The sequence below is a fragment of the Solirubrobacter pauli genome (assembly GCF_003633755.1).
In the GTDB taxonomy this organism is placed as follows: domain Bacteria; phylum Actinomycetota; class Thermoleophilia; order Solirubrobacterales; family Solirubrobacteraceae; genus Solirubrobacter; species Solirubrobacter pauli.
In genome coordinates this window covers 2,195,412-2,214,896 of record NZ_RBIL01000001.1, presented here as the reverse complement: position 1 = coordinate 2,214,896, position 19,485 = coordinate 2,195,412, and the positions used below count along the sequence as shown (strand labels likewise).

15 protein-coding genes are annotated in these 19,485 nt (G+C 71.4%); 8 read left to right on the top strand and 7 right to left on the bottom strand.

From position 1 onward, the window contains the following. From C8N24_RS10445 to C8N24_RS10435, 3 genes are all read right to left on the bottom strand, one after another. Complete coding sequence (locus C8N24_RS10445) at window positions 1-1,701, bottom strand: choice-of-anchor Q domain-containing protein (RefSeq protein ID WP_121249971.1); 1,701 nt, start codon at window positions 1,699-1,701, stop codon at window positions 1-3. After that, window positions 1,698-3,650: a choice-of-anchor Q domain-containing protein gene (locus C8N24_RS10440; protein ID WP_147447734.1), complete on the bottom strand. Its 1,953-nt coding sequence runs from the start codon at window positions 3,648-3,650 to the stop codon at window positions 1,698-1,700. Before C8N24_RS10440 ends, C8N24_RS10445 begins: the two co-directional genes overlap by 4 nt. Window positions 3,651-3,789: 139 nt before the next feature. Further along, window positions 3,790-5,427 carry a right-handed parallel beta-helix repeat-containing protein gene (locus tag C8N24_RS10435; protein ID WP_147447733.1) on the bottom strand — a complete coding sequence of 546 codons (1,638 nt, stop codon included), beginning with the start codon at window positions 5,425-5,427 and terminating at the stop codon, window positions 3,790-3,792. A 125-nt stretch (window positions 5,428-5,552) separates the two neighbouring features. Between C8N24_RS10435 and C8N24_RS10430 the strand changes: the two genes are divergently transcribed. After that, window positions 5,553-6,023, top strand: coding sequence for an ester cyclase (locus C8N24_RS10430; RefSeq protein ID WP_121249968.1), 471 nt, complete (start codon window positions 5,553-5,555; stop codon window positions 6,021-6,023). Here the strand turns inward: C8N24_RS10430 and C8N24_RS10425 are convergent. Beyond that, a complete protein-coding gene (locus tag C8N24_RS10425) occupies window positions 5,992-6,654 on the bottom strand; it encodes an endonuclease/exonuclease/phosphatase family protein (RefSeq protein WP_147447732.1) in 663 nt (220 codons plus the stop codon). The genes C8N24_RS10430 and C8N24_RS10425 overlap by 32 nt on opposite strands. On the opposite strand from C8N24_RS10425, the gene argF reads away from it, so the two are divergent. Continuing rightward, window positions 6,645-7,541, top strand: a complete 897-nt coding sequence (gene argF, locus C8N24_RS10420; protein WP_121249966.1) for an ornithine carbamoyltransferase — start codon at window positions 6,645-6,647, stop codon at window positions 7,539-7,541. The genes C8N24_RS10425 and argF overlap by 10 nt on opposite strands. A gap of 13 nt (window positions 7,542-7,554) precedes the next feature. Continuing rightward, window positions 7,555-7,923: a hypothetical protein gene (locus C8N24_RS10415; protein ID WP_121249965.1), complete on the top strand. Its 369-nt coding sequence runs from the start codon at window positions 7,555-7,557 to the stop codon at window positions 7,921-7,923. Here C8N24_RS10415 and C8N24_RS10410 read toward each other — a convergent pair. Both C8N24_RS10410 and map read right to left on the bottom strand, forming a co-directional pair. Continuing rightward, window positions 7,917-8,846, bottom strand: coding sequence for an aldo/keto reductase (locus C8N24_RS10410; RefSeq protein WP_121249964.1), 930 nt, complete (start codon window positions 8,844-8,846; stop codon window positions 7,917-7,919). The genes C8N24_RS10415 and C8N24_RS10410 overlap by 7 nt on opposite strands. Next, a complete protein-coding gene (gene map / locus C8N24_RS10405; RefSeq protein WP_121249963.1) occupies window positions 8,843-9,577 on the bottom strand; it encodes a type I methionyl aminopeptidase in 735 nt (244 codons plus the stop codon). Before map ends, C8N24_RS10410 begins: the two co-directional genes overlap by 4 nt. 21 nt (window positions 9,578-9,598) lie before the next feature. Between map and rlmD the strand changes: the two genes are divergently transcribed. From rlmD to C8N24_RS10380, 5 genes are all read left to right on the top strand, one after another. Next, entirely contained in the window at window positions 9,599-10,975 is a 1,377-nt protein-coding gene (gene rlmD, locus C8N24_RS10400; RefSeq protein WP_121249962.1) for a 23S rRNA (uracil(1939)-C(5))-methyltransferase RlmD, read from the top strand. Between the two features lie 81 nt (window positions 10,976-11,056). Then, window positions 11,057-11,734: a hypothetical protein gene (locus C8N24_RS10395; protein ID WP_121249961.1), complete on the top strand. Its 678-nt coding sequence runs from the start codon at window positions 11,057-11,059 to the stop codon at window positions 11,732-11,734. Then, on the top strand, window positions 11,731-12,711 hold the full coding sequence (locus C8N24_RS10390) for a hypothetical protein (RefSeq protein ID WP_121249960.1): 981 nt from the start codon (window positions 11,731-11,733) through the stop codon (window positions 12,709-12,711). Before C8N24_RS10395 ends, C8N24_RS10390 begins: the two co-directional genes overlap by 4 nt. Before the next feature lie 169 nt (window positions 12,712-12,880). Further along, window positions 12,881-18,175, top strand: a complete 5,295-nt coding sequence (locus C8N24_RS10385; RefSeq protein WP_121249959.1) for a ThuA domain-containing protein — start codon at window positions 12,881-12,883, stop codon at window positions 18,173-18,175. A gap of 82 nt (window positions 18,176-18,257) precedes the next feature. After that, window positions 18,258-19,262, top strand: a complete 1,005-nt coding sequence (locus tag C8N24_RS10380; protein WP_121249958.1) for a hypothetical protein — start codon at window positions 18,258-18,260, stop codon at window positions 19,260-19,262. Here the strand turns inward: C8N24_RS10380 and C8N24_RS33330 are convergent. Further along, complete coding sequence (locus C8N24_RS33330; protein WP_147447731.1) at window positions 19,259-19,474, bottom strand: hypothetical protein; 216 nt, start codon at window positions 19,472-19,474, stop codon at window positions 19,259-19,261. The genes C8N24_RS10380 and C8N24_RS33330 overlap by 4 nt on opposite strands. Between the last annotated feature and the right edge of the window lie 11 nt (window positions 19,475-19,485).

Here is a 19,485-nt window from a genome sequence, read left to right as displayed (position 1 = left end):
CTAGCGTCTAGGACGGGCCAGATACCGCTTGCCGGCGCGTACGACAATCGTCCGCTTGCCGTGGCGGACGGTCACGCTGCCCTGCGCCACCCGCGTGAGCGTGCCCGCGCAGGAGTCCTCGACGAGCCACTTGGTGCCGCGGACGGTGGCGGCGCTGTACTTGCCGCTGGTGCGGAACGAGCCCTTGCCGTCGCCCCAGAGCCGGCGCTTCTTCGGCTTCTTCGCGGCGCTGCTCGCCTTGCCCCGCGGGCAGGCGGCGAGCGCCTGGACCAGCTTGAGGTCGGTGATGCCGCGTGCCTGGGTGATCCGGAAGATCCCGGCGTAGAAGACCGCCGTCTCGGGCGGGGCACCCGCCTTCGGGATCGACGTGAGGCGGACGCGGCCCTTGCGCGCGTCGATGGTCGAGCCGACCGGGATGCCCTTGGCGGCGTCGAGCGGCTCGTAGCGCTTCGCGCCCTTCGGCTTCACCAGGACGGTCCCGCGGTCCCGGGCCGCGACGATCACGCGTCCGGCGACGGGGGTCGGCACCGGCACGACGGTTGGCGTGGGGGTCGGGGTGACGACGGGCGGTTGGGCCTCCGGGGTCGGCGTCGCCGCCGGTGGCGGCGGCGGGACGTACTCGTAGGCACCGGCGTCGCACGCGCCGCCGACCGGACGCTGGACGTCCCGCAGGTCCGTGCTCGTGCACGGCCCGGCGAGGTCGCGGGCAGCGCTGTCGGCGCTGATCGGGAGGACGGGCATGGTGCCGCCGTCGTCGACGAGCGCCGCCGCGAGTCCGGTGCTGGGCGTCTGGCGCGAGGCCGGGTCGTCGAACGAGCAGTCCGTGCCGGACTCGAGGTTCCCGCGGCCGTCCGTGGGGAGGATCCCGCCGCAGTTGGAGGCCACGAGCGGTCCCTGGCGGAGGAGGCGGCCGAGATTGCCGGCGACGATCGAGGCGGCGACGGTCGGCGCGCCGGCGCTGTTGGTGACGAACAGCCCGCCACCGGGTGATGTCGAGGCGGTGTTGTTCGCCAGCGTCGTCAGCGCGAGGAGCGTCGCGACCGTCTGCTGGTCGCTGACGGAGATCCCGCCGCCCTGTAGCGCGCTGTTTCCGGTCACCGTCGAGGTCAACAGGGAGAGCTCGCTGCCGCCGTAGCTCGCGATTCCACCGCCGCTCTGCGTGGCGACGTTGTTGTCGATCAGGGTGTGGTCGGCGAGCACCTGCCCGTTCTGGGCGGCGATCCCGCCGCCCTGCACCGCGCGCCCACCGGTGACCCGGACGTGGTCGAGCCGGAGCTCCGCGGAGCTCACGAGGACGTTGCCGCCGTTGGCGTCGGCACCGGCGTCGCCGCCCGCCAACGCGAGCCCGCGCAGCGTGAAGGCCGACTCGCCCTGCACCTCGAGCAACCGTTGGTTCAGCGCCGCGCGGATGACCGTCTTGTCCGCGCCGGCGCCGAGGATCGTCACGCCCTGGTTGGTCGTGCTCGTGGACAGCGGCGCGTTCGCGAGCTGGTACGTGCCCGCCTGCAGCACGATCGTGTCGTCGCTGTTGGTCCCGCCGTTGCTCTTGCTGAGTGCGATCGCGGCCCGCAACGAGCACTGCGTCGCGGACGGGCAGAACGCGTTCGCGCCGTCGTCGAACGTCGTCACCGCGATCGTGGCGGCCTGCGCGGGCGCGGCGAACGCCAGAGCGGCCAGCAGCGTGAGGAGCGCGCGCTTCATCGCGGCTTCGCCAGGTAGCGCTTGCCGGCCCGCAGGATGATCCGCTTCCTGCCGTGGTCGACCCGCACGGAGCCGCGCGTGACCCGCGTGAGCGTGCCCGCGCACGAGTCCTCGACGAGCCACTTGGTGCCGCGGACCGTGGCGGCGCTGTACTTGCCGGCCGTGCGGAACGAGCCCTTGCCGTCACCCCAGAGCTTGCGCTTCTTGGGCTTCTTGGCGCTCGCGCGGGCGCTCTTGCGCTTGGGGCACGCGGCGAGCTGCTCGGTGAGCGTCAGCGTCGTGATGCCCCGCGACTGCGTGACCTTGAACAGGCCGTCGAAGAACACGGCGGTCTCCGGCTTCGCGCCCGCCTTCGGGATCGCGGTCAGCGTCACGCGGCCCTTGCGCGTGTCGACGCTCGAGCCGACCGGGATGCCCCGCGTCTCGTCGAGGTCGACGTAGCGCTTGGACCCCGGGACCTTCACCCGCACCGTCCCCCGCGACGGGCCGACGACGATCACCCGACCGGCGACGGGCGTCGCCGTCGGGCTGGGCGTGGCCGTCGGGGTCGGCGTCGGCGGCGGCGGCTGGACCGTGAACGTCACCGTCTGCGGGTTCGGGTCAGGCTGCCCCTGGGCATCGACCGCGCGGACGGCGAGCGTGTGCGTCCCCGGTCCGGCGCCGGGGTCGAACGGCGACGCGCACGCCGTGAACGGCCCGCCGTCCAGCGAGCACTGGAACGTGGCGCCGGCCTCGTTGGAGCTGAACGTGAACGGCGGCGCCGCGCCCGCCACCGCGGTCGTCGGCACCGGGTTGAACTCGTACGCGCCGGCGTCGCAGCGCGCGCCCTGGGGCCGTGGCACGCCGCGCTGGTCGAGCGTGCGGCCGGCGCAGTCGGCGAAGTCGACCGCGGGGCTGGACGCGGGGAGCGTCAGGACGGGCGGCTCGGAGGTGTCGAACGTCGTGGCGAGGAGTGCGTTGGTGTTGGGCCGGCTCGACGCGCCGAGGCCGCACTGCGCGACATCCTCGACGTTCCCGCCCTGGTCGGTCACCGGGCCGGTGATCGCGCAGTTGGAGGGGCTGTCGATCGTGTCCGAGCCGGTGACGAAGGGCGCGGTGTTGCCTGTGATCAGCGAGCCCTGGAACACGGCGCCTCCCGCACCGTTCGACGACTGCAGCCCTCCGACGCTGAGCTGCGTGCTTCGAGCCGCGTTGTAGGCCAGCGTCACGCCGCGCAGCGTCATCGCGGGCTGTGCGGAGCTCCAGATCCCCGCGCCGGTGCTCGCGCTGTTGCGCGCGATCGTCGAGTCCGTGACGGTCAGTGTGGTTCCAAAGGTCTCGCCCCGGAGGTAGACGCCGCCGCCGGTGCCGCCGCCGGTCGCGGTGTTGGTGTCGATCAGGCTCTCGGCGATCGTCAGCGACGAGGCGCCGAGGCTGCCCAGCCCACCGCCGGTTGCCGCCTGGCCGTCCGTGAGGCGCACACCCGCGAGCGACACCGTCGAGGCGCTCTGGGCGAGGACGTTGCCGCCGCTGCCGGTCCCGCCGCGACCGCCACGGACGGTGAGGTCAGCGAGCGCGAGCGACGAGTTCGAGCCCGCGCTGAACACGCGGGTGGTGGCGGCCGGCTGGATGAAGGTCGCGTTCGCGCCCGCACCCACGATCGTCACGCGCGGGGCGCCGGTCGTCGTGAGCTCCGGCACCGAGTAGATGCCCGCCGGCACCGTGATCGTGTCCGCTTCGGGCGTGGCGAGCGCCGCGTTGAACGCACCCGGCAACGAGCAGGTGAGCGCGTTGCACGTCGAGTTGTTCGCCGTCGTGTTGACGGCGAACGTCGCCGCGTGCGCGGGCGCAGCACCGACAAGCACGGCGCCGGCCGCGGCGAGCAGGACCCGGCGGACGGTCCGCCCGCCCTTGGGGCGGCCACGCTCCTCGAACAGCGTCGACGTCGTCAGGCCGCTGGTCTGGGTCACCTCGAACAACCCGTCATGGACGTCGCCTTCTCGGGCACAGCGCCCGGCTTCGGCGCCGCCCTCAGCGCGACGGCGCCCATTCCCGTGTCGATCGTCGAACCCGCGGGGACGCCGCGAGTTGCGTCGAGGTGGACGAACTTCATCGTCTCGCCCGCGCCACGTACTTCTTGCCGGCGCGAACGACGGTGCGCTTCTTCTTGACGAGGTCCTCCACCGTGACGGCACCCTGCTTGACCGTCACCGTCGTGGTGGTGCACGTGTCCTCGACCAGCCACTTGGTGCCGCGGACGGTGGCGGCGCTGTACTTGCCCTGCGTGCGGAACGCGCCCTTGCCGTCGCCCCAGAGCTTGCGCTTCTTCGGCTTCTTCGCGGCGGCGGACGCCTTCTTGCCCTTCGCCTTGGTGCAGTCCAGGGCCTCGCTCAGGGTCAGCGTGGTGATGCCGCGCGACTGCTTGAGCTTGAACAGGCCGTCGTAGAACAGCGCCTCCTCGACCGGCGCGCCCGGCTTGGGCGCCGCCTTCAGCCTGATCGCGCCCCTGCGGGTGTCGATCTCCGTGCCGTTCGGCAGGCTCTTGACGTCGTTGAGGTCGACGAACGTGCTCGTGCCGGGCAGCTTGACCTTCACCGTGCCGCGCTCCTCGTCGCCGACGACCGACTGGTTCGCCACCGGCGTGGGCTCGGGCGAGGGCGTGGGCGTGGGCTGCGGGGGCGGCGGCGGCGCCGGAGGATCGGGCGGGGGCGGCGGGACGACGATCCCCGGGTCGACGGCTTCGCGGTCGTACGCGCCCGCGTCGCACGGCTGGCCGGAGGGCCGGGTGAAGCCGCGCTGGTCGAGGAGCAGGAAGCACGGCGACACGTAGTTGGCGGCCGGGCTGTTGGCCGGGATCGTCAGCACGTCCGTGAACCCGCCCTGGTTGCTCAGCGCGGCCCCGAGCAGCGGATCCGACACCACGCGGTTGGTCCCGGCGTCGAGCGCGCAGCCGGTGGTGCTCTCCACGTTGAACTGCCCTACGAGCGTCCCGCCGCTGCAGTTGACGCTGTTGTTCGCGAGGATCGACGCGTCCGCCGACCCGGGCTGCTGGCCGGAGTCGAAGATGATGCCGGCGCCGGCGTTGCGGGCGATCGTCGTGTGGATCAGGTCGACCGCGTTCTGCGAGCCGCCCGTGGAGGCGATGCCGTGATTCGTGTTGTTCGTGATCGTCGAGCCGCCGACGGTCAGGGTCGCGGCGCCGCTTCCGCCGACGTTGTTGATGCCACCGCTCGGGTTCGTGTCGATGAGGCTGAAGGTGACGGTCAGCGTGCCCTCGTTGACCGCGCCGACGCCGGTCTGCGCCCCGGTCAGCCGCGTGAACGCGAGCCCCGCGTCCCCGCCCGGCACCACGGTCAGGTTGGCGCCCGAGCCGCCGGTGATGGTCAGGTTCCCGAAGAACGCGTCCGGGCCGCTGACGGTGAACGCCGGCGCGCTGTTGCCCGCGGCGTTGACCACCGTTGAGCGCGTGCCGACGCCGCTGATGGTGACGGCCTGGTTGACGACGATGGCGCCGAAGTTGACGGTGTAGGTACCGGCCGACAGGGTGATCGCGTCCTCGTCGGCCCCTTCGTTGGCCGACTGCACGGCGGCCCGGAGCGTCGTGCACGAGACTGCGCCCTCCCCGGTCGGTTGGCACGAGCCGGACAAGCCGTCGCCGAAGCCGGTCACGGTGTAGGTCGACGCCGCGGCCGGCGCCGCTATCGCCAGGCTCGCGGCTAGGGCGAGGAGCGCCACTCGAAGTCTCATCTGCAGGCGACCCTAACCCGCGCGCGGAAGACCGCGCAACCGCCGAACGTCCGTGATCGTGGCGCCCGGTCGGGCAAGAAAACGGGCAATCACTCCCGCCCGTCATCGGCCATCATGGGCGTCCGATGGAGGTGGACGAGCTCTTCGACGCGTGGGATCGCGCCTGGTCCGGCCGCGATCCGCGCGGGTTCGAGTCCATCTGCAACCCGGAGGTCCACTACGAGGACCCGCTGACCGAGGAGCCGCTGATCGGCACGCGGCGGCTCGCCAGGCACGCCCGCCAGCTGTGGAAGGCGATGCCGGACGCGCGGGTCAACAGCACCGGCGCGCGGCTGAGCGACGGCACGTTCGTCTCCGCCCCCTGCCGGATCCTCGGCACGCACCTGGGCGAGATCGGGCGCATCCACCCGACCAAGAAGGCGCTCGAGGTGCACGCGATCGTCTACGCGGAGCTCGACGGCGACGGCCGCTTCCTGCGCATCCGCGCCTTCTACGACGTCTACAGCGCCGCGATGGACCTCGGCGTGCTGCCCAAGCCGGGCACGGCGGGCGAGCGGGCGATGCTCATGCTGCGGGGGTTCGGGCTACGAGGCTGACGCGGATCGGCGGATGGTCCGACAGCTCCCCGCGGTCGAGCACCTCCGCCGGGCCGAGCGGCTCGACGCCACGCCCGAAGAAGTGGTCCACATGGTTCCCGCCGAGCCACGTCATCCCGTCGAGCGCCGGCCGGCGCAGGTTCAGGTCGCCGCCGAGCAGGAGCGGCGAGACCCCCGACCAGGCGGCCGCCGCGCGCGCCACGTCGCGCGCCGCCCACGCGTCGCGGTGCGTCGAGGCGTGCAGGTTCACGACCGTCAGCCCACTGTCCACGGTCACGGCGTGCGCCCAGCGCCGCTCCGGCCACCAGGTCAGACGGACGACACGATGCCCGTGCACCGCGCCCCGGACCAGGATCGCGTTGCACCCGCCGCCGTTCGCCTTCAGCCGCTCGGGGTCGCGCTCGGACACCCGCCGCCGCACGGCCAGGCCGAAGTTGCGTGACGTCAGCACCCAGCGCGCGGACGCGCCACATCGCTGTCCGAGGACCGCGGGCCACCACGGCGGCACTTCCTGCAAGATGGCGACGTCCCATTCCCAACCGTCCAGCGCCGCGGAAAAGTCGTCGAGCAGCGACCGCCGCACGGGATTTCGCGCGCGACCGTGGTAGAGGTTCCAGCTCAATGCCAGCACCCCAACACTTCATCACCGGCGCCGAGCTGGATGCCGACCGGCTCGCGCTCCTCCTGCACCGCGCGGCCGCGCTCAAGGAGGCTCCGCTGTCTTCCCGTGCGCTGGAGGGCCGCACGGTCGCGCTGGTGTTCAACAAGCCGTCCACCCGGACGCGCACGTCGTTCGAGTCCGGCGTGTTCGAGCTGGGCGGGCACCCGATGATCCTGCGCCCGGACGAGATGCAGCTCACGCGCGGGGAGTCCGTGCGCGACACCGCGTACATCCTGTCGCGCCACAGCGCGCTCATCGGCCTGCGCACGGGTGACGAGGCGGAGCTGGACGGGCTGGCCGAGCACGCCACCGTCCCGGTCGTGAACATGCTCAGCCCGGGGCATCACCCGTGCCAGGCGATCGCCGACCTGCTGACCCTCAAGGAGGTCTTCGGCGACCTGGGTGGCCGCGTGCTCACCTACGTCGGCGACGGCAACAACGTCGCGCGCTCGCTGGCGGTCGTGGGCGACATCGCGGGGGTGGAGGTGCGGATCGCGGCGCCCGAGGGCTACCAGATCACCGACACGCCGGCGAAGCTCTACACCGACCCGGTCGAGGCGGTGCAGGGCGCCGACGCGGTCTACACCGACGTCTGGGTGAGCATGAGCGACGACGAGAGCTCCGCCGCCGCCCGGCGCGAGGCCCTGAAGGACTACGCGATCACCGACGAGCTGATGGACCACGCCAACGACGGCGCGGTTGCGCTGCACTGCCTTCCGGCGCATCCGGGCGAGGAGATCACGGAATCCGTGCTCTACGGCGATCGCCAGCGGATCTGGGAGCAGGCCGAGAACCGCCGCCACGCGCAGAAGGCGCTGCTCGAGCTGCTCGTTTCGGCCCCGGCGGACGAGGGGTAGGCAGGGTCGGTCCATGTCCCCGCAGCTCAAGAACCCGCTCGACGTGATGGTGATCACGCGTGAGCGCCTGCAGGACACGCTGGACGACGCGGTCCGGCGCGGCCGGATGACCCGCGACGACGCTGCCGAGCTGATGTCCGAGATCGTGCGGCGCGCGATCTCCGCGCCCGCCGATCGGGTCGTCCAGGAGGTCAAGGCCGCGATCGGCGCGGCGGAGGACGAGTTCCCGATCGCCGACTACGACGAGCTGACCGCAGCGCAGATCGTGTCCCATCTCGATGCCCTCGAGACGGTCGACCTGCGCCGCGTGCGTGACTACGAGCGCCGCAACGCGAACCGCAAGACCGTGCTCAACGCGGTCGACTCACGGCTCGATCAGTAACGCTCGCCCACTGCCTGCGGGAGCGTGTCCAGCTCCGCGAGGTCCTCGGCGGTGAGCGTCACGCTCGCCGCCGCGGCGTTCTCCTCCAGGCGCGAGACCTTCTTGGTGCCGGGGATCGGCACGACGTGGTCGCCCTGCGCGAGCAGCCAGGCGAGCGCGACCTGCGCGGGCGTGACGTCGCGCCGCTCGGCCACCGCGACCACGCGCGCGACCAGCGCCTGGTTGGCGTCCATCGCCTCGGGCTGGAAGCGCGGGTTGTTCTTGCGGAAGTCGCCCTTGGGGAACGACTGCGGCGTGAGCGCGCCGGTCAGGAACCCGCGGCCCAGCGGGGCGAACGGCAGGAACGCGGCGTCGTGGGCCGCGCACCACGGCACGACCGCGTCGAACGCGTCGCGCGTCCACAGGGAGCCCTCCGACTGCACGGAGGCCACCGGGTGGATCGCGTGCGCGCGCTCGATCTCCTCGACGCTCACCTCGGACAGCCCGAGCGCCCGCACCTTGCCGTCGGCGACGAGCTCGGCCATCGCGCCCCACGTCTCCTCGAGCGGAACCTCGGGGTCGATGCGGTGCAGCTGGTAGAGGTCGATGTGGTCGATCCCGAGCCGCAGCAGCGAGCCGTCGACGGCCTCGCGGACGTGCTCCGGGCGCCCGTCCTTGCTGAGCACGTACTCGTCGGCGTCCTCGACCACGAGCCCGCACTTGGTGGCGACGAAGTAGTCGTCGCGGCGGCCGTCGATCGCGCGTCCGACGAGCGCCTCGTTCGTGAACGGGCCGTACATGTCGGCGGTGTCGAGCAGGGTGACGCCGAGCTCGGCCGCGCGGTGGATGACGCGGATCGACTCGGCGTCGTCGCGCTCCGCGGCCCCGTAGGCCCACGTCATGCCCATGCAGCCGAGGCCGATCCGGCCGGGGACGACCGTCATGCCGTCACCAGGATCGGGGCGCCCTCGGTCACGACCAGCGTGTGCTCGAAGTGCGCGCAGGAGGAGCCGTCGTAGGTCTTCACGGTCCAGCCGTCGTCGTGCATGTAGACCTCCCCGTCGCCGGCGGCGATGATCGGCTCGATCGTGATCACCAGGCCGTCGGTGAGCGTCGGCCCGTCCCAGTCGATGTTCGGCACGTCGGGCTCCTCGTGGATCTTGCGGCCGATGCCGTGGCCGGCGAGCTCCTCGATCACGTTGAACCCGCGGCGCGTGACCTCGTCGTTGACGGCCTTGCCGACGACGCCGACGTTCACACCGGCCTTCGCCGCCTCGAGCCCGCGCTTGAGCGCCGACTGCGAGGCCGCCATCAGGCGCTGTTCCCGCGGGCGCACGCGGCCGACGGGCACCGTGCGGCAGGCGTCGGCGTAGAAGCCGTCGAGCTCGGCGGTGACGTCGAGCTTGATCAGCTGGCCCTCGCGCAGGCGGCGCGGGCCGGGGATGCCGTGGACGGCCTCGTCGTCGACCGAGAGGCACGTGACACCGGGGAAGTCGTAGTCGAGCTGGGGGCCGGAGCGGGCGCCGTGGCGCTTGAAGACCTGCGCGGCGACGTCGTCGAGCTCGCCCGTGCTCACGCCGGGGCGGACGCGGCGGGCCATCTCGCGGATGGCCTCGGCGACGACGCGGCCCGTGGCGCGCAGAGCGGCCAGCTCATCAGGGGAGTCGATGGACACCCTGTCATCCTCACACATCCCATGTCATCGGCACTTCCCACCCGACCCAACCGCGGCGACGTCCTCGAGCTCACGATCGACACGCTCGCGCACGGCGGCAACGGCGTCGCCCGCAAGGACGGCTACGTCGTCTTCGTCGCCGGTGGGTTCCCGGGCGACCGGGTGAAGGCCGAGGTGGGCAAGGCCAAGCGCGCGTACGCCGAGGCGCGGGTGACCGAGGTCCTCGAGCCGGGCCCCGACCGGATCGAGCCCGTCGCGGACCATCCGGGCGCGCCGTGGCAGGTCATGGCGTACGAGAAGCAGCTGCAGGTCAAGGCCGAGCAGGTCGAGGACGCGCTGCGCCGGATCGGCCACCTCGACGGGTTCGAGATGGAGCCGATCGTCCCGGCCGTGCAGCAGTGGCGCTACCGCAACAAGTTCGAGTTCTCGTTCGGCTCCGGCGACGAGGGCCAGCTCGTGTGCGGCTTCCACGCCCCCGGCCGCTGGAACGACATAGTCCCGATGGACGACTGCATGCTCGCGTCGGAGAAGGTCAACGAGCTGCGCCGCCAGGTCCTGCAGTTCTGCAACGGCCTGATGCCGTGGGACCGGCGCGACCAGCGCGGCTTCCTGCGCAACCTCGTCATCCGCGAGGGCCGCGCGACCGGCCAGACGCAGGTCCGCCTCGTCACCTCGCCCGGCAAGCTCGACGTCGACGGCTTCATCGATGCCGTGGACACCGACGGCCTGTGGTGGACGCAGACCGCCGACCTCGGCGAGAGCACGCAGGGCGGCGAGACGACGCTCCTGGCCGGCGCGCCGCAGCTCGTGGACCGGATCGGCTCGCTGGACTTCCTGATCTCGCCCGAGGCGTTCTTCCAGACGAACACCGAGATGGCCGAGCAGCTCTACGGCATCGCGCTCGAGTACGCGGGCCTGCGCGGCCACGAGAAGGTCTTCGACCTGTACTCGGGCATCGGCACGATCGCGCTGACGATGGCCACGCGCGCCCGCCACGTGACCGGGCTGGAGATCGTCGCGCCCGCCGTTGCCGACGCGATCGCGAACGCGAAGCTCAACGACATCCAGAACGCGAACTTCTACGCCGGCGACGCGCGCCTCGCGCTGCGCGACCTGGTGGAGGCCGAGGGCAAGCCCGACCTCGCGGTGATCGACCCGCCGCGCGCGGGCCTGTCGGCCAAGATCGTCCGGCGGATCGTCGACGCGGCCCCGTCGCGCATCGTCTACGTCTCCTGCAACCCGACGACGCTCGCGCCCAACGCCGCGCAGCTCGTCGAGGCCGGCTACCGCCTGATCAAGGTGCGCCCGGTCGACATGTTCCCGCAGACGCCGCACATCGAGTGCGTCGCCCTGCTGGAAGCGGGTCCCGACGGGGTCAAGAACCCCGATCGCGACTAGCCGAGCGTCCAGCGTCAGTTTCAGGCACCGCGCCGCTACCTTCGGCGCATGGTCTGGCGCGCGCTCATCACTGCAGGTTTCTTGGCGGTCGCTGCCGCCCCGACCGCCCACGCCGCCGAGACGGTCCGCTGGGGCCTCGCGCCGGACGGCCAGCCGCTGCTGACGGTCACGGGCGACGTCCCGTCGGTCATGCAGTGGTGGACGTGCCCGCCGTCGGAGGCGTGTCGCGCGCTCATCGCTCCCGGGACCGGCTCGTCCGCGTTCCGGGACATCGTGCAGCTCGCCCCGGGCGAAGCCGCCCGCGGGACGTTCTTCGAGGGGACGGGCTACACGAGCGTGGGCGGTTCCGCGGGTGTCGCGCTCGTCGAGGAGCGCAGCCCGATGTGGATGGGTCGGGTCGGGCCGCGCAACCATCCGCGCGTGACCGGGTCGCTGCGGGTCGGCCAGCGGCTGCGCCCGGTCGGCGCGCTGTGGTCCGGCGGCTGGGCCGACGACGGCAGCACCCTGGCCCTCGTGGCCTGCCCCGCCTCGACACGCGCGACGTGTGAATACCTCGTGACGGCCCAGAACACCGTCACCGGTCCCGGCCCGCGCACGCTGACGCGCAAGCACCGTGGCTGGCTCGTGTACGCGGTCGACCACCGCACGCCCGCGGACGGCCCGGCACCGGAGCTCGAACCCGGTCCGGCCTCGAGGCCGATCGCCTCGCCGGTCGTCGCCGTGTCCAAGCCGAGCGGCCTCGTCAGGAGCGCGAAGTGAAGCGGTTGATCCTTGCGCTCACGGTGCTCGCGCTGTCCCCGGCGCCTGCGCTCGCCCAGCAGTCCGACTCGCGGATCGCCAGCCAGTACTCCAACGACGGCGATCCGATCATCCGCATCGCGACCGCCAACGGGGACAAGGTCGAGGCGTTTCGACGCTGCGCGCCCGGCGGCGCGCCCTGCGAGCCGATCGCATTCAGCCCGTCCGGCTTCGGTGAGTACTCCGCCGGCGTGACGGCGCCCGGCACGGTCTTCGAGGCCGACGTGCGGAGCTCGGCGGGAGTCCTCACGACGATCCGGTCCGTTCCGTGGCAGGGCCCGCCGACCGCCGTCACGTTGCCGACGCTCGTCGGCGAGGCGAGGGTCGGCGGCACCGTCACGGCCGTGGACGGGACGTGGAGCGGCGGCTGGGGTGACCGTCCTGGGTGGCGTGGCGAGGTGCTCTCGGAGCGGACCTACAGCTGGGTGATCGCCTGCCGCACACCCGAGCGCACCGGCTGCTGGAGCTTCAACCCGGCCGGTCCACTCACCCAGCGCTGGGCCGGGTGGTACCTGTTCGCGGCCTCGTCGCGTAGCGACGGCGACAACTTGGGGAAGCCGGTCGCTGTGATCGCCTTCTGGCCGTTTCCCACGATCGCGGACATGCGCGGCAGCGCGACGCGCGCGTACGGCTCCACACCGTTGCGCGTGTGCTGCACGCTCCCCGCGCCCGCCGCGGACCCGGACCCGCCGGCGCCCACCGCGACGCTGCGCACGCGCGCCATCCGCTCCGGCGGGCGCCTGCTCGTCGGTCGCGTCGACTGCACGCTCGAGTGCACCGTCGGGCTGGCGGTGTTCGGCGGTGGACGCGCGCTCAAGCGCACGTTCTCCACCGAAGGGCCCAAAGCGCTGACGATTCCGCGACGCCGGGGGCGGCTGCTGGTGCGTGTGCGGGTGGACGGGAAGCTGCTCGCCACACGCCGCATGAGCGCACGCTGACGTCTCGGCAAACGTTTACTGGCTGCTTTCTCGTGTAATCACACGCCAAAGCGCCACTTACGTCTAGGGCTCGACGTACATCCGTCCATCCGGCGGTAAAAGCGTGATAATTTCAGCGGACTTGAGCGTCCGCAAGGATTCGCGGACGCAAGATCGAGGAGGAGTCTTCTTGCGTTCCAGAGGTGGAGCAGTCCTTGCGCTGCTCGCTGCCATTCTCGCCTGCGCGCTCAGCGCGGCGCCCGCGCACGCGGCCGACCCACTGTCGAAGGTGCTCGTCTTCTCGAAGACGGCCGGCTTCCGTCACGACTCGATCCCGCAGGGCATCGCGGCGATCCAGAAGCTCGGGACGGAGAACAACTTCACGGTGACCGCGAGTGAGGACGCGACGGTCTTCACCGACGCGAACCTCGCCCAGTACGACGTCATCGTCTTCATGTCGACGACGGGCGACATCCTCAACAAGGACCAGCAGGACGCGTTCGAGCGCTACATGCACGCGGGCGGCGGCTGGGTCGGCGTCCACGCGGCGTCCGACACCGAGTACACCTGGCCCTACTACGGCCAGATGGTGGGCGCGTACTTCCGCAACCACCCGTCCGGCACGCCGCAGGCGACGATCCGCATCGAGGACGGCGACGAGCCCTCCACGACGGGGATCCCGGCCGCCTGGACGCGCAACGACGAGTGGTACAACTTCCAGAAGCCGAGCAACCCGGTCGTCAACGGCAACCAGCCGGGCATCCCGGACTACTCCCCGCGCACGAGCGGCGTGCACGTGCTCGCGACGGTCGACGAGTCCACCTACGACGAGGTCGACGACTCCGCCGAGGCCGACGACCACCCGATCGCGTGGTGCTCGAACTTCGACGGCGGCCGCGCCTGGTACACCGGCATCGGCCACACGCAGGCGACCTTCTCCGAGCCGGACGCGCTCAAGCACCTCCTCGGTGGCCTGAAGACCGCGGCCAAGGCCGTCGACGCCGACTGCGGCCCGGAGCGCCAGCGCACCCCCACGAACGACGACTTCGAGGTCGCGACGCTCGCCAAGGGCGCCGACAAGATCGGCGAGCCGATCGGCATGGACGTGCTGCCCGACCGCCGCGTGCTGCACACCGCGCGTGACGGCCGCCTCTTCATCACGACGCCGAACTCGGTCACCTCGGTGGCCGCGCAGCTGAACGTCTACTCGCACGACGAGGACGGCCTGCAGGGCGTCGCGGTCGACCCCAACTTCACGCAGAACAAGTGGGTCTACCTCTTCTACGCCCCGCGCCTGAGCACGCCGCTCACCGACTCGCCGACCGACGGCGATGACGCGGCGTTCGCGGCGTACAAGGGCTACAACCTCGTCTCCCGCTTCAAGCTCGGCGACAACGGCAAGCTGGACCTCGCGTCCGAGCAGGAGATCCTCCGGATCCCGACCGACCGCGGCCAGTGCTGCCACGTCGGCGGCGACATGGACTTCGACGCCCAGGGCAACCTGTACATCGTCACGGGCGACGACACGAACCCGTTCTCCTCGGACGGCTACGCGCCGCTCGACGACCGGGCGAACAAGAACCCCGCCTTCGACGCGCGCCGCACGTCGGGCAACACGAACGACCTGCGCGGCAAGGTGCTCCGGATCAAGGTCCAGGACAACGGCACCTACACCATCCCGGCCGGCAACATGTTCACGCCCGGCACGATGGGCACGAAGCCCGAGATCTACGCGATGGGCTTCCGCAACCCGTTCCGCTTCTCGGTCGACAAGAAGACGGGCTACATCTACCTCGGCGAGTACGGCCCGGACGCCGGTGCCGCCAACGCGAACCGCGGCCCGGGTGGCCTGGTCGAGTTCAACCTGATCAAGCAGCCGGGCAACTACGGCTGGCCCTACTGCATCGGCAAGAACCAGGCCTACAACGACTACGACTTCGCGACGCAGAGCGGCCCGAAGTTCAACTGCGCGGCGCTCAAGAACGAGTCGCGTCACAACACGGGCCTCGTCGACATCCCCGCCGCGGTCCCGGCGTGGATCGACTACGACGGCGGCTCGATCCCGGAGTTCGGCTCCGGCTCCGAGTCCCCGATGGGCGGCCCGACGTACCAGTTCGACGCGGCCAACCCGTCCACGACCAAGTTCCCCGCGTACTTCGACGGCAAGAACTTCGCCTACGAGTACGGCCGCGCCTGGATCAAGACGTTCACGGGCGGCACCGACGGCACGTTCCCGGCGGTCGAGACCTGGTTCCAGGGCTTCCCGATCAAGAAGCCGATCGACATGACCTTCGGTCCCGACGGCGCGCTGTACGTCCTCGACTACGGCACGGGCGGCTTCTTCCAGGGCGACGAGAACTCGGCGGTCTACCGGATCGACTACGTCCAGGGCGCCCGTTCGCCGATCGTCAAGGCCACGGCCGACAAGACGTCCGGCCCGGCCCCGCTGACGGTCAAGTTCTCGGCCGAGGGCTCGCTCGACCCCGATGGCACCCCGCTCACGTACGCGTGGGACTTCGACGGCAACGGCACCGTCGACTCGACGGCGATCAGCCCGACGTACACGTACACGACGGCCGGCAAGCGCACGGCGACCCTGACGATCAAGGACGCCACCGGCCAGGAGGCGTTCTCGTCCTTCAACATCACCGCGGGCAACACCGCCCCGACGGTGAAGATCAACCTGCCGCCGCAGGGCGCGTTCTTCGACTACGGCGACAAGATCAAGTACACGGTCACGGTCACCGACCCCGAGGACGGGACGATCGACTGCGCGAAGGTGTCCGTCAACACCGCGCTCGGCCACAACGACCACTCGCACGGCGACCAGTCGATGACCGGCTGCTCGGGTGAGTTCACCATCCCGGGTGCCTGGGAGGACAAGACCCAGCACATCTGGTACATCGTCTCGGCCAGCTACACCGACAAGACCACGGGCCTGGAGCTGACCGGCTCCAGCCAGGTCGAGCTCGAGTGGAAGACGCTCCAGGGCGAGCAGGCCGACGTCAACAGCGGGTTCACGCCGAACCTCGCCGCGAGCGGTGCCGGCGGCAACGGCCGCATGGGCTACACCGACGTGGGCGACTACCTGCGCTTCGACAAGATCAACCTCGTCGGCATCGACAGCGTCACGTTCCGCACCAGCGGCACGAGCGCCGGCCGCATCGAGCTGCACGCGGACTCCCCGACCGGCCCGCTGGTCGCGAACGTCCCGGTGACCGCTTCGGGCGACTGGGAGAAGTACCTGGTGCAGGCGCCGGCCGCGATCACCGATCCGGGCGGTACGCGTGACCTCTACATCGTCGCGGCCACGACCGGCTTCGACATCGACGAGCTCACGTTCAACGGCGCAGGCGCGAACGGCAACGCCGCGCCCAACCTGACCGCGAACGCCTCGACCCTCGCCGGCGGCGCTCCGCTGAAGGTCGACTTCACGTCCAGCGCCGTCGACCCGGAGGGCAAGGCGGTCACCTACGCCTGGAACTTCGGCGTCGCGGGCGCGACGGCCACCACGGCCAACGCGTCCTACACCTACACCCAGCGGGGCATCTACACCGCCACGGTGACCGCGACGGACGCCGACGGTCGCAAGTCGTCGAAGTCCTTCCAGATCGAGGTCCTCGGCACCTGCCCGGGCACCGACACGTTCACGGGCTCGACGCTGGACCGCACGGTCTGGCCGACGATCACCCGCGAGGACGCGGCCAACTACAAGGTCGAGAACGGCGTCCTGAAGATCAACGCCGTCGCGGGTGACCTGTGGACCGGTGCGGTCACGGCCAAGAACATCGTCTCCCGCCCGGCCCCGGCCGGCGTGTGGACGGCCACCACCAAGGTGAGCCTCGCCCAGGTCGCCAACGGCGAGCAGGCGGCGATCGTCCTCAGCCAGGGCAACGCGGAGATCTACAAGGCTGCGTTCATCCGCACCGCCGAGGGCCGCAACGTCGAGTTCGTCGGGCTGCGTGCCGGCACGGACGCGTACGTGGCGCGCTCGGCGATCTTCCCGACGGACGCCGGCAACACCGTCTACCTGCGCATGCAGAGCGACGGCACCAACCTGACCGTGTGGTTCTCGCGTGACGGCGTGAACTTCACCCAGGTCGGCGAGGCGCGTCCGCTGGACCGCATGACGAGCCCGCAGATCGGCATCTCCGCGTTCAACGGCACCGCCGGCACGCCCGCGTCCTTCGAGTGGTTCAACCTCTCGACGGCCAACGACGAGTTCGACGGCACCACGCTCAACGACTGCCGCTGGAGCGTGCTGCGCCCGGTCGCGAACGAGGTCCGCGTCCAGGACGGCGAGCTGCAGATCGACACGATCGACGGCGATCTCTACAACGGCACGGACACGGCCAAGAACGTCCTCCTGCAGCCGGCTCCGCAGGCGGGCAAGTGGGAGGCGACCACCAAGGTCAAGCTGGCCCAGGGCGGCTCGTACGAGCAGGGCGGCCTGGTGCTCTACAAGGACAGCAAGAACTTCATCAAGCTCATGCTGATGGACACCGAGGGCTCGGGCTTCCAGCTCGAGTTCGGCCAGGACCTCAACGGCGTGACCACGAACGTCACGAGCCGTGACCGCACCGCCAACCTGCCGGCCACCGCCAACACCAACGGCGTCTGGCTCAAGCTGGTCGGCGACGGCGGGACCGTCTCGGCGCAGTGGTCGCTGGACGGCGTCACGTGGACCTCGTTCAGCGTCGCCAAGACGCTGACCGGGGCGAAGGTCGGTCTCGCCGGGTACCACGGCCAGGGCCAGCCGGCGCGGTTCGACTTCTTCCGCATCGGAAGCGGCGTCCCCGCCAACCGTGCGCCGGTGATCACAGCCACGACCGCCACGCCCAACAAGGGCACGGCGCCGCTGAAGCCGCAGTACGACGTCACGGCCACCGACGCCGACGGTGACACGCTCACCTACGCGTGGGACCTCAACGGCGACGGCACGACCGACTCGACGGCCAAGAACCCGACGACGACGTTCGCCACCGCCGGCGTCTACACCGCCAAGGTGACCGTCTCCGACGGCACGCTCACGGCGTCCGCGACGGTCGTGGTGACCGTCGAGGGCGCGTCCACGAGCACGCCGGTGGAGCTCGGCAGCGACGTCGCGCCGACGCTGGGCCTCACGCTCAGCACGGCCACGGGCTTCCCGGCCTTCGTGCCGGGTGAGACCCGCGACTACACGACGTCGACCACGGCGACGGTCGTCTCCACGGCCGGCGACGCGGCGCTGACGGTCAACGACCCGGGTGCGGCCAAGAGCGGCTACCTGTCCAACGGCAGCTACGCGCTGGCCAAGCCGCTGCAGGTCAAGGCGGGCGCCGGCGAGTGGAAGGGCGTCCCGTCCTCCCTCGCCACCTGGACCGGCCCGATCGGCAAGACCACGGTCGACCTGCAGTTCAAGCAGTCGATCGCCGAGAACGACCCGCTCCGCTCGGGCCGTTACGGCACCACGCTGGTGTTTACGCTGAGCACCACGACTCCGTAGCCAACGGACGTTCGATGACCGGGGCGGCGGGTTTCCCGTCGCCCCGCGTCATTTCTGCTCAGTCAGCGCTAGCTTCGCACTCATGTTCCGCGTCGCGCTGCTGACGGCCCTCATCCTGGCTGTCGTCCCTGCCACCGCCCAGGCCTACTGGGAGCTCACGCCCGACGGGCATCCACGGATCTCGACCGGCCGCGTCGTCCCCTCGGACCTCGACCTCGCGGTCTGCCCGCCCGACGGCTCCGCGTGCACCCCGGTGTCGTGGACGCCGGACCCGATCCACGTAGGGGTCTACGAGCCCGGCGAGACGCCGGTCGGGACCACCTTCGTCGTGACCCGCCGCGCCGACGGCGTCACCGAGCGCAGCCCCGCCTGGAAGGGCCGCCTGGTCGCGACCGCGCCGCCGTCGATCAGCGGCAGCGCGTCCACCACGAACCATGTCGCGCCCGTCCCGGCCACGTGGTCAGGCGGCTGGGGCGACGAGCGGTCCGCGCCGTTCCTGGTGGCCTGCACCAGCCCGCAGGGCACCGACTGCGTCTACCTGCCACCGGCCGCCCAGTGCGCGGCGCCGTGCACGACCACGCCGAGCCCGATGGCCTCCTTCGCGCCCAGCTACGACGGGCCGGCCGCGCTGCCGCCCGTGCTGGCGGGGCACCACCTGATGGCGGTCGAGCAGCGCCAGCCGGCCGACCAGCGCGGGTTCCCCGCGAGGACCCTCGTCGGCCAGCTGTGGAGCCTCAACCACCGCTTCGCCGCGCTCGCACGGGATGACTGGGGCGTGATGTCCGCATCGGCTCCGGTGACGATCGCCCCGACGATCATCGAGCCCGTCCTGCGCCCGGTCAAGACGGCCAAGCTGCGCGAGCGGGCGCTGCGCAGCCAGGGCAAGCTGACGGTCGGGCAGATCGCGTGCGTCCCGGCGTGCAAGGTCTCGGTGAAGGTCTCGGGCGGTGGCAAGAAGGCCGTGACCAGGACGTTCGTCGTCCGCGGCACGCAGAAGATCACGACGCCGGTGCGCCACGGCCAGCTCGCCGTCCGGGTGCACGTGGACGGCAAGCTGCTCGCGAGCGGGAAGGTGACCGCGCGCTAGGCGGCCCCGCCGAAGGGCGGGATGTTGCGGAACGCGGCCGGGCGCGGGTCGTCGGGCGTCGGTGGACGCTCGGCGGCCTCGGTCGTCGGGGTCGTGTCGCGTGGCTCCTCCACCGGGACGAAGCGGCCGGTGGCGGCGTCGAAGCGCATCGTCACCTTCGGCGGCGGTGGCTCCCCGGCGTGCTGACGGCCCGCTGGTTGGTGTCTGGCCATACCTCCGAGGA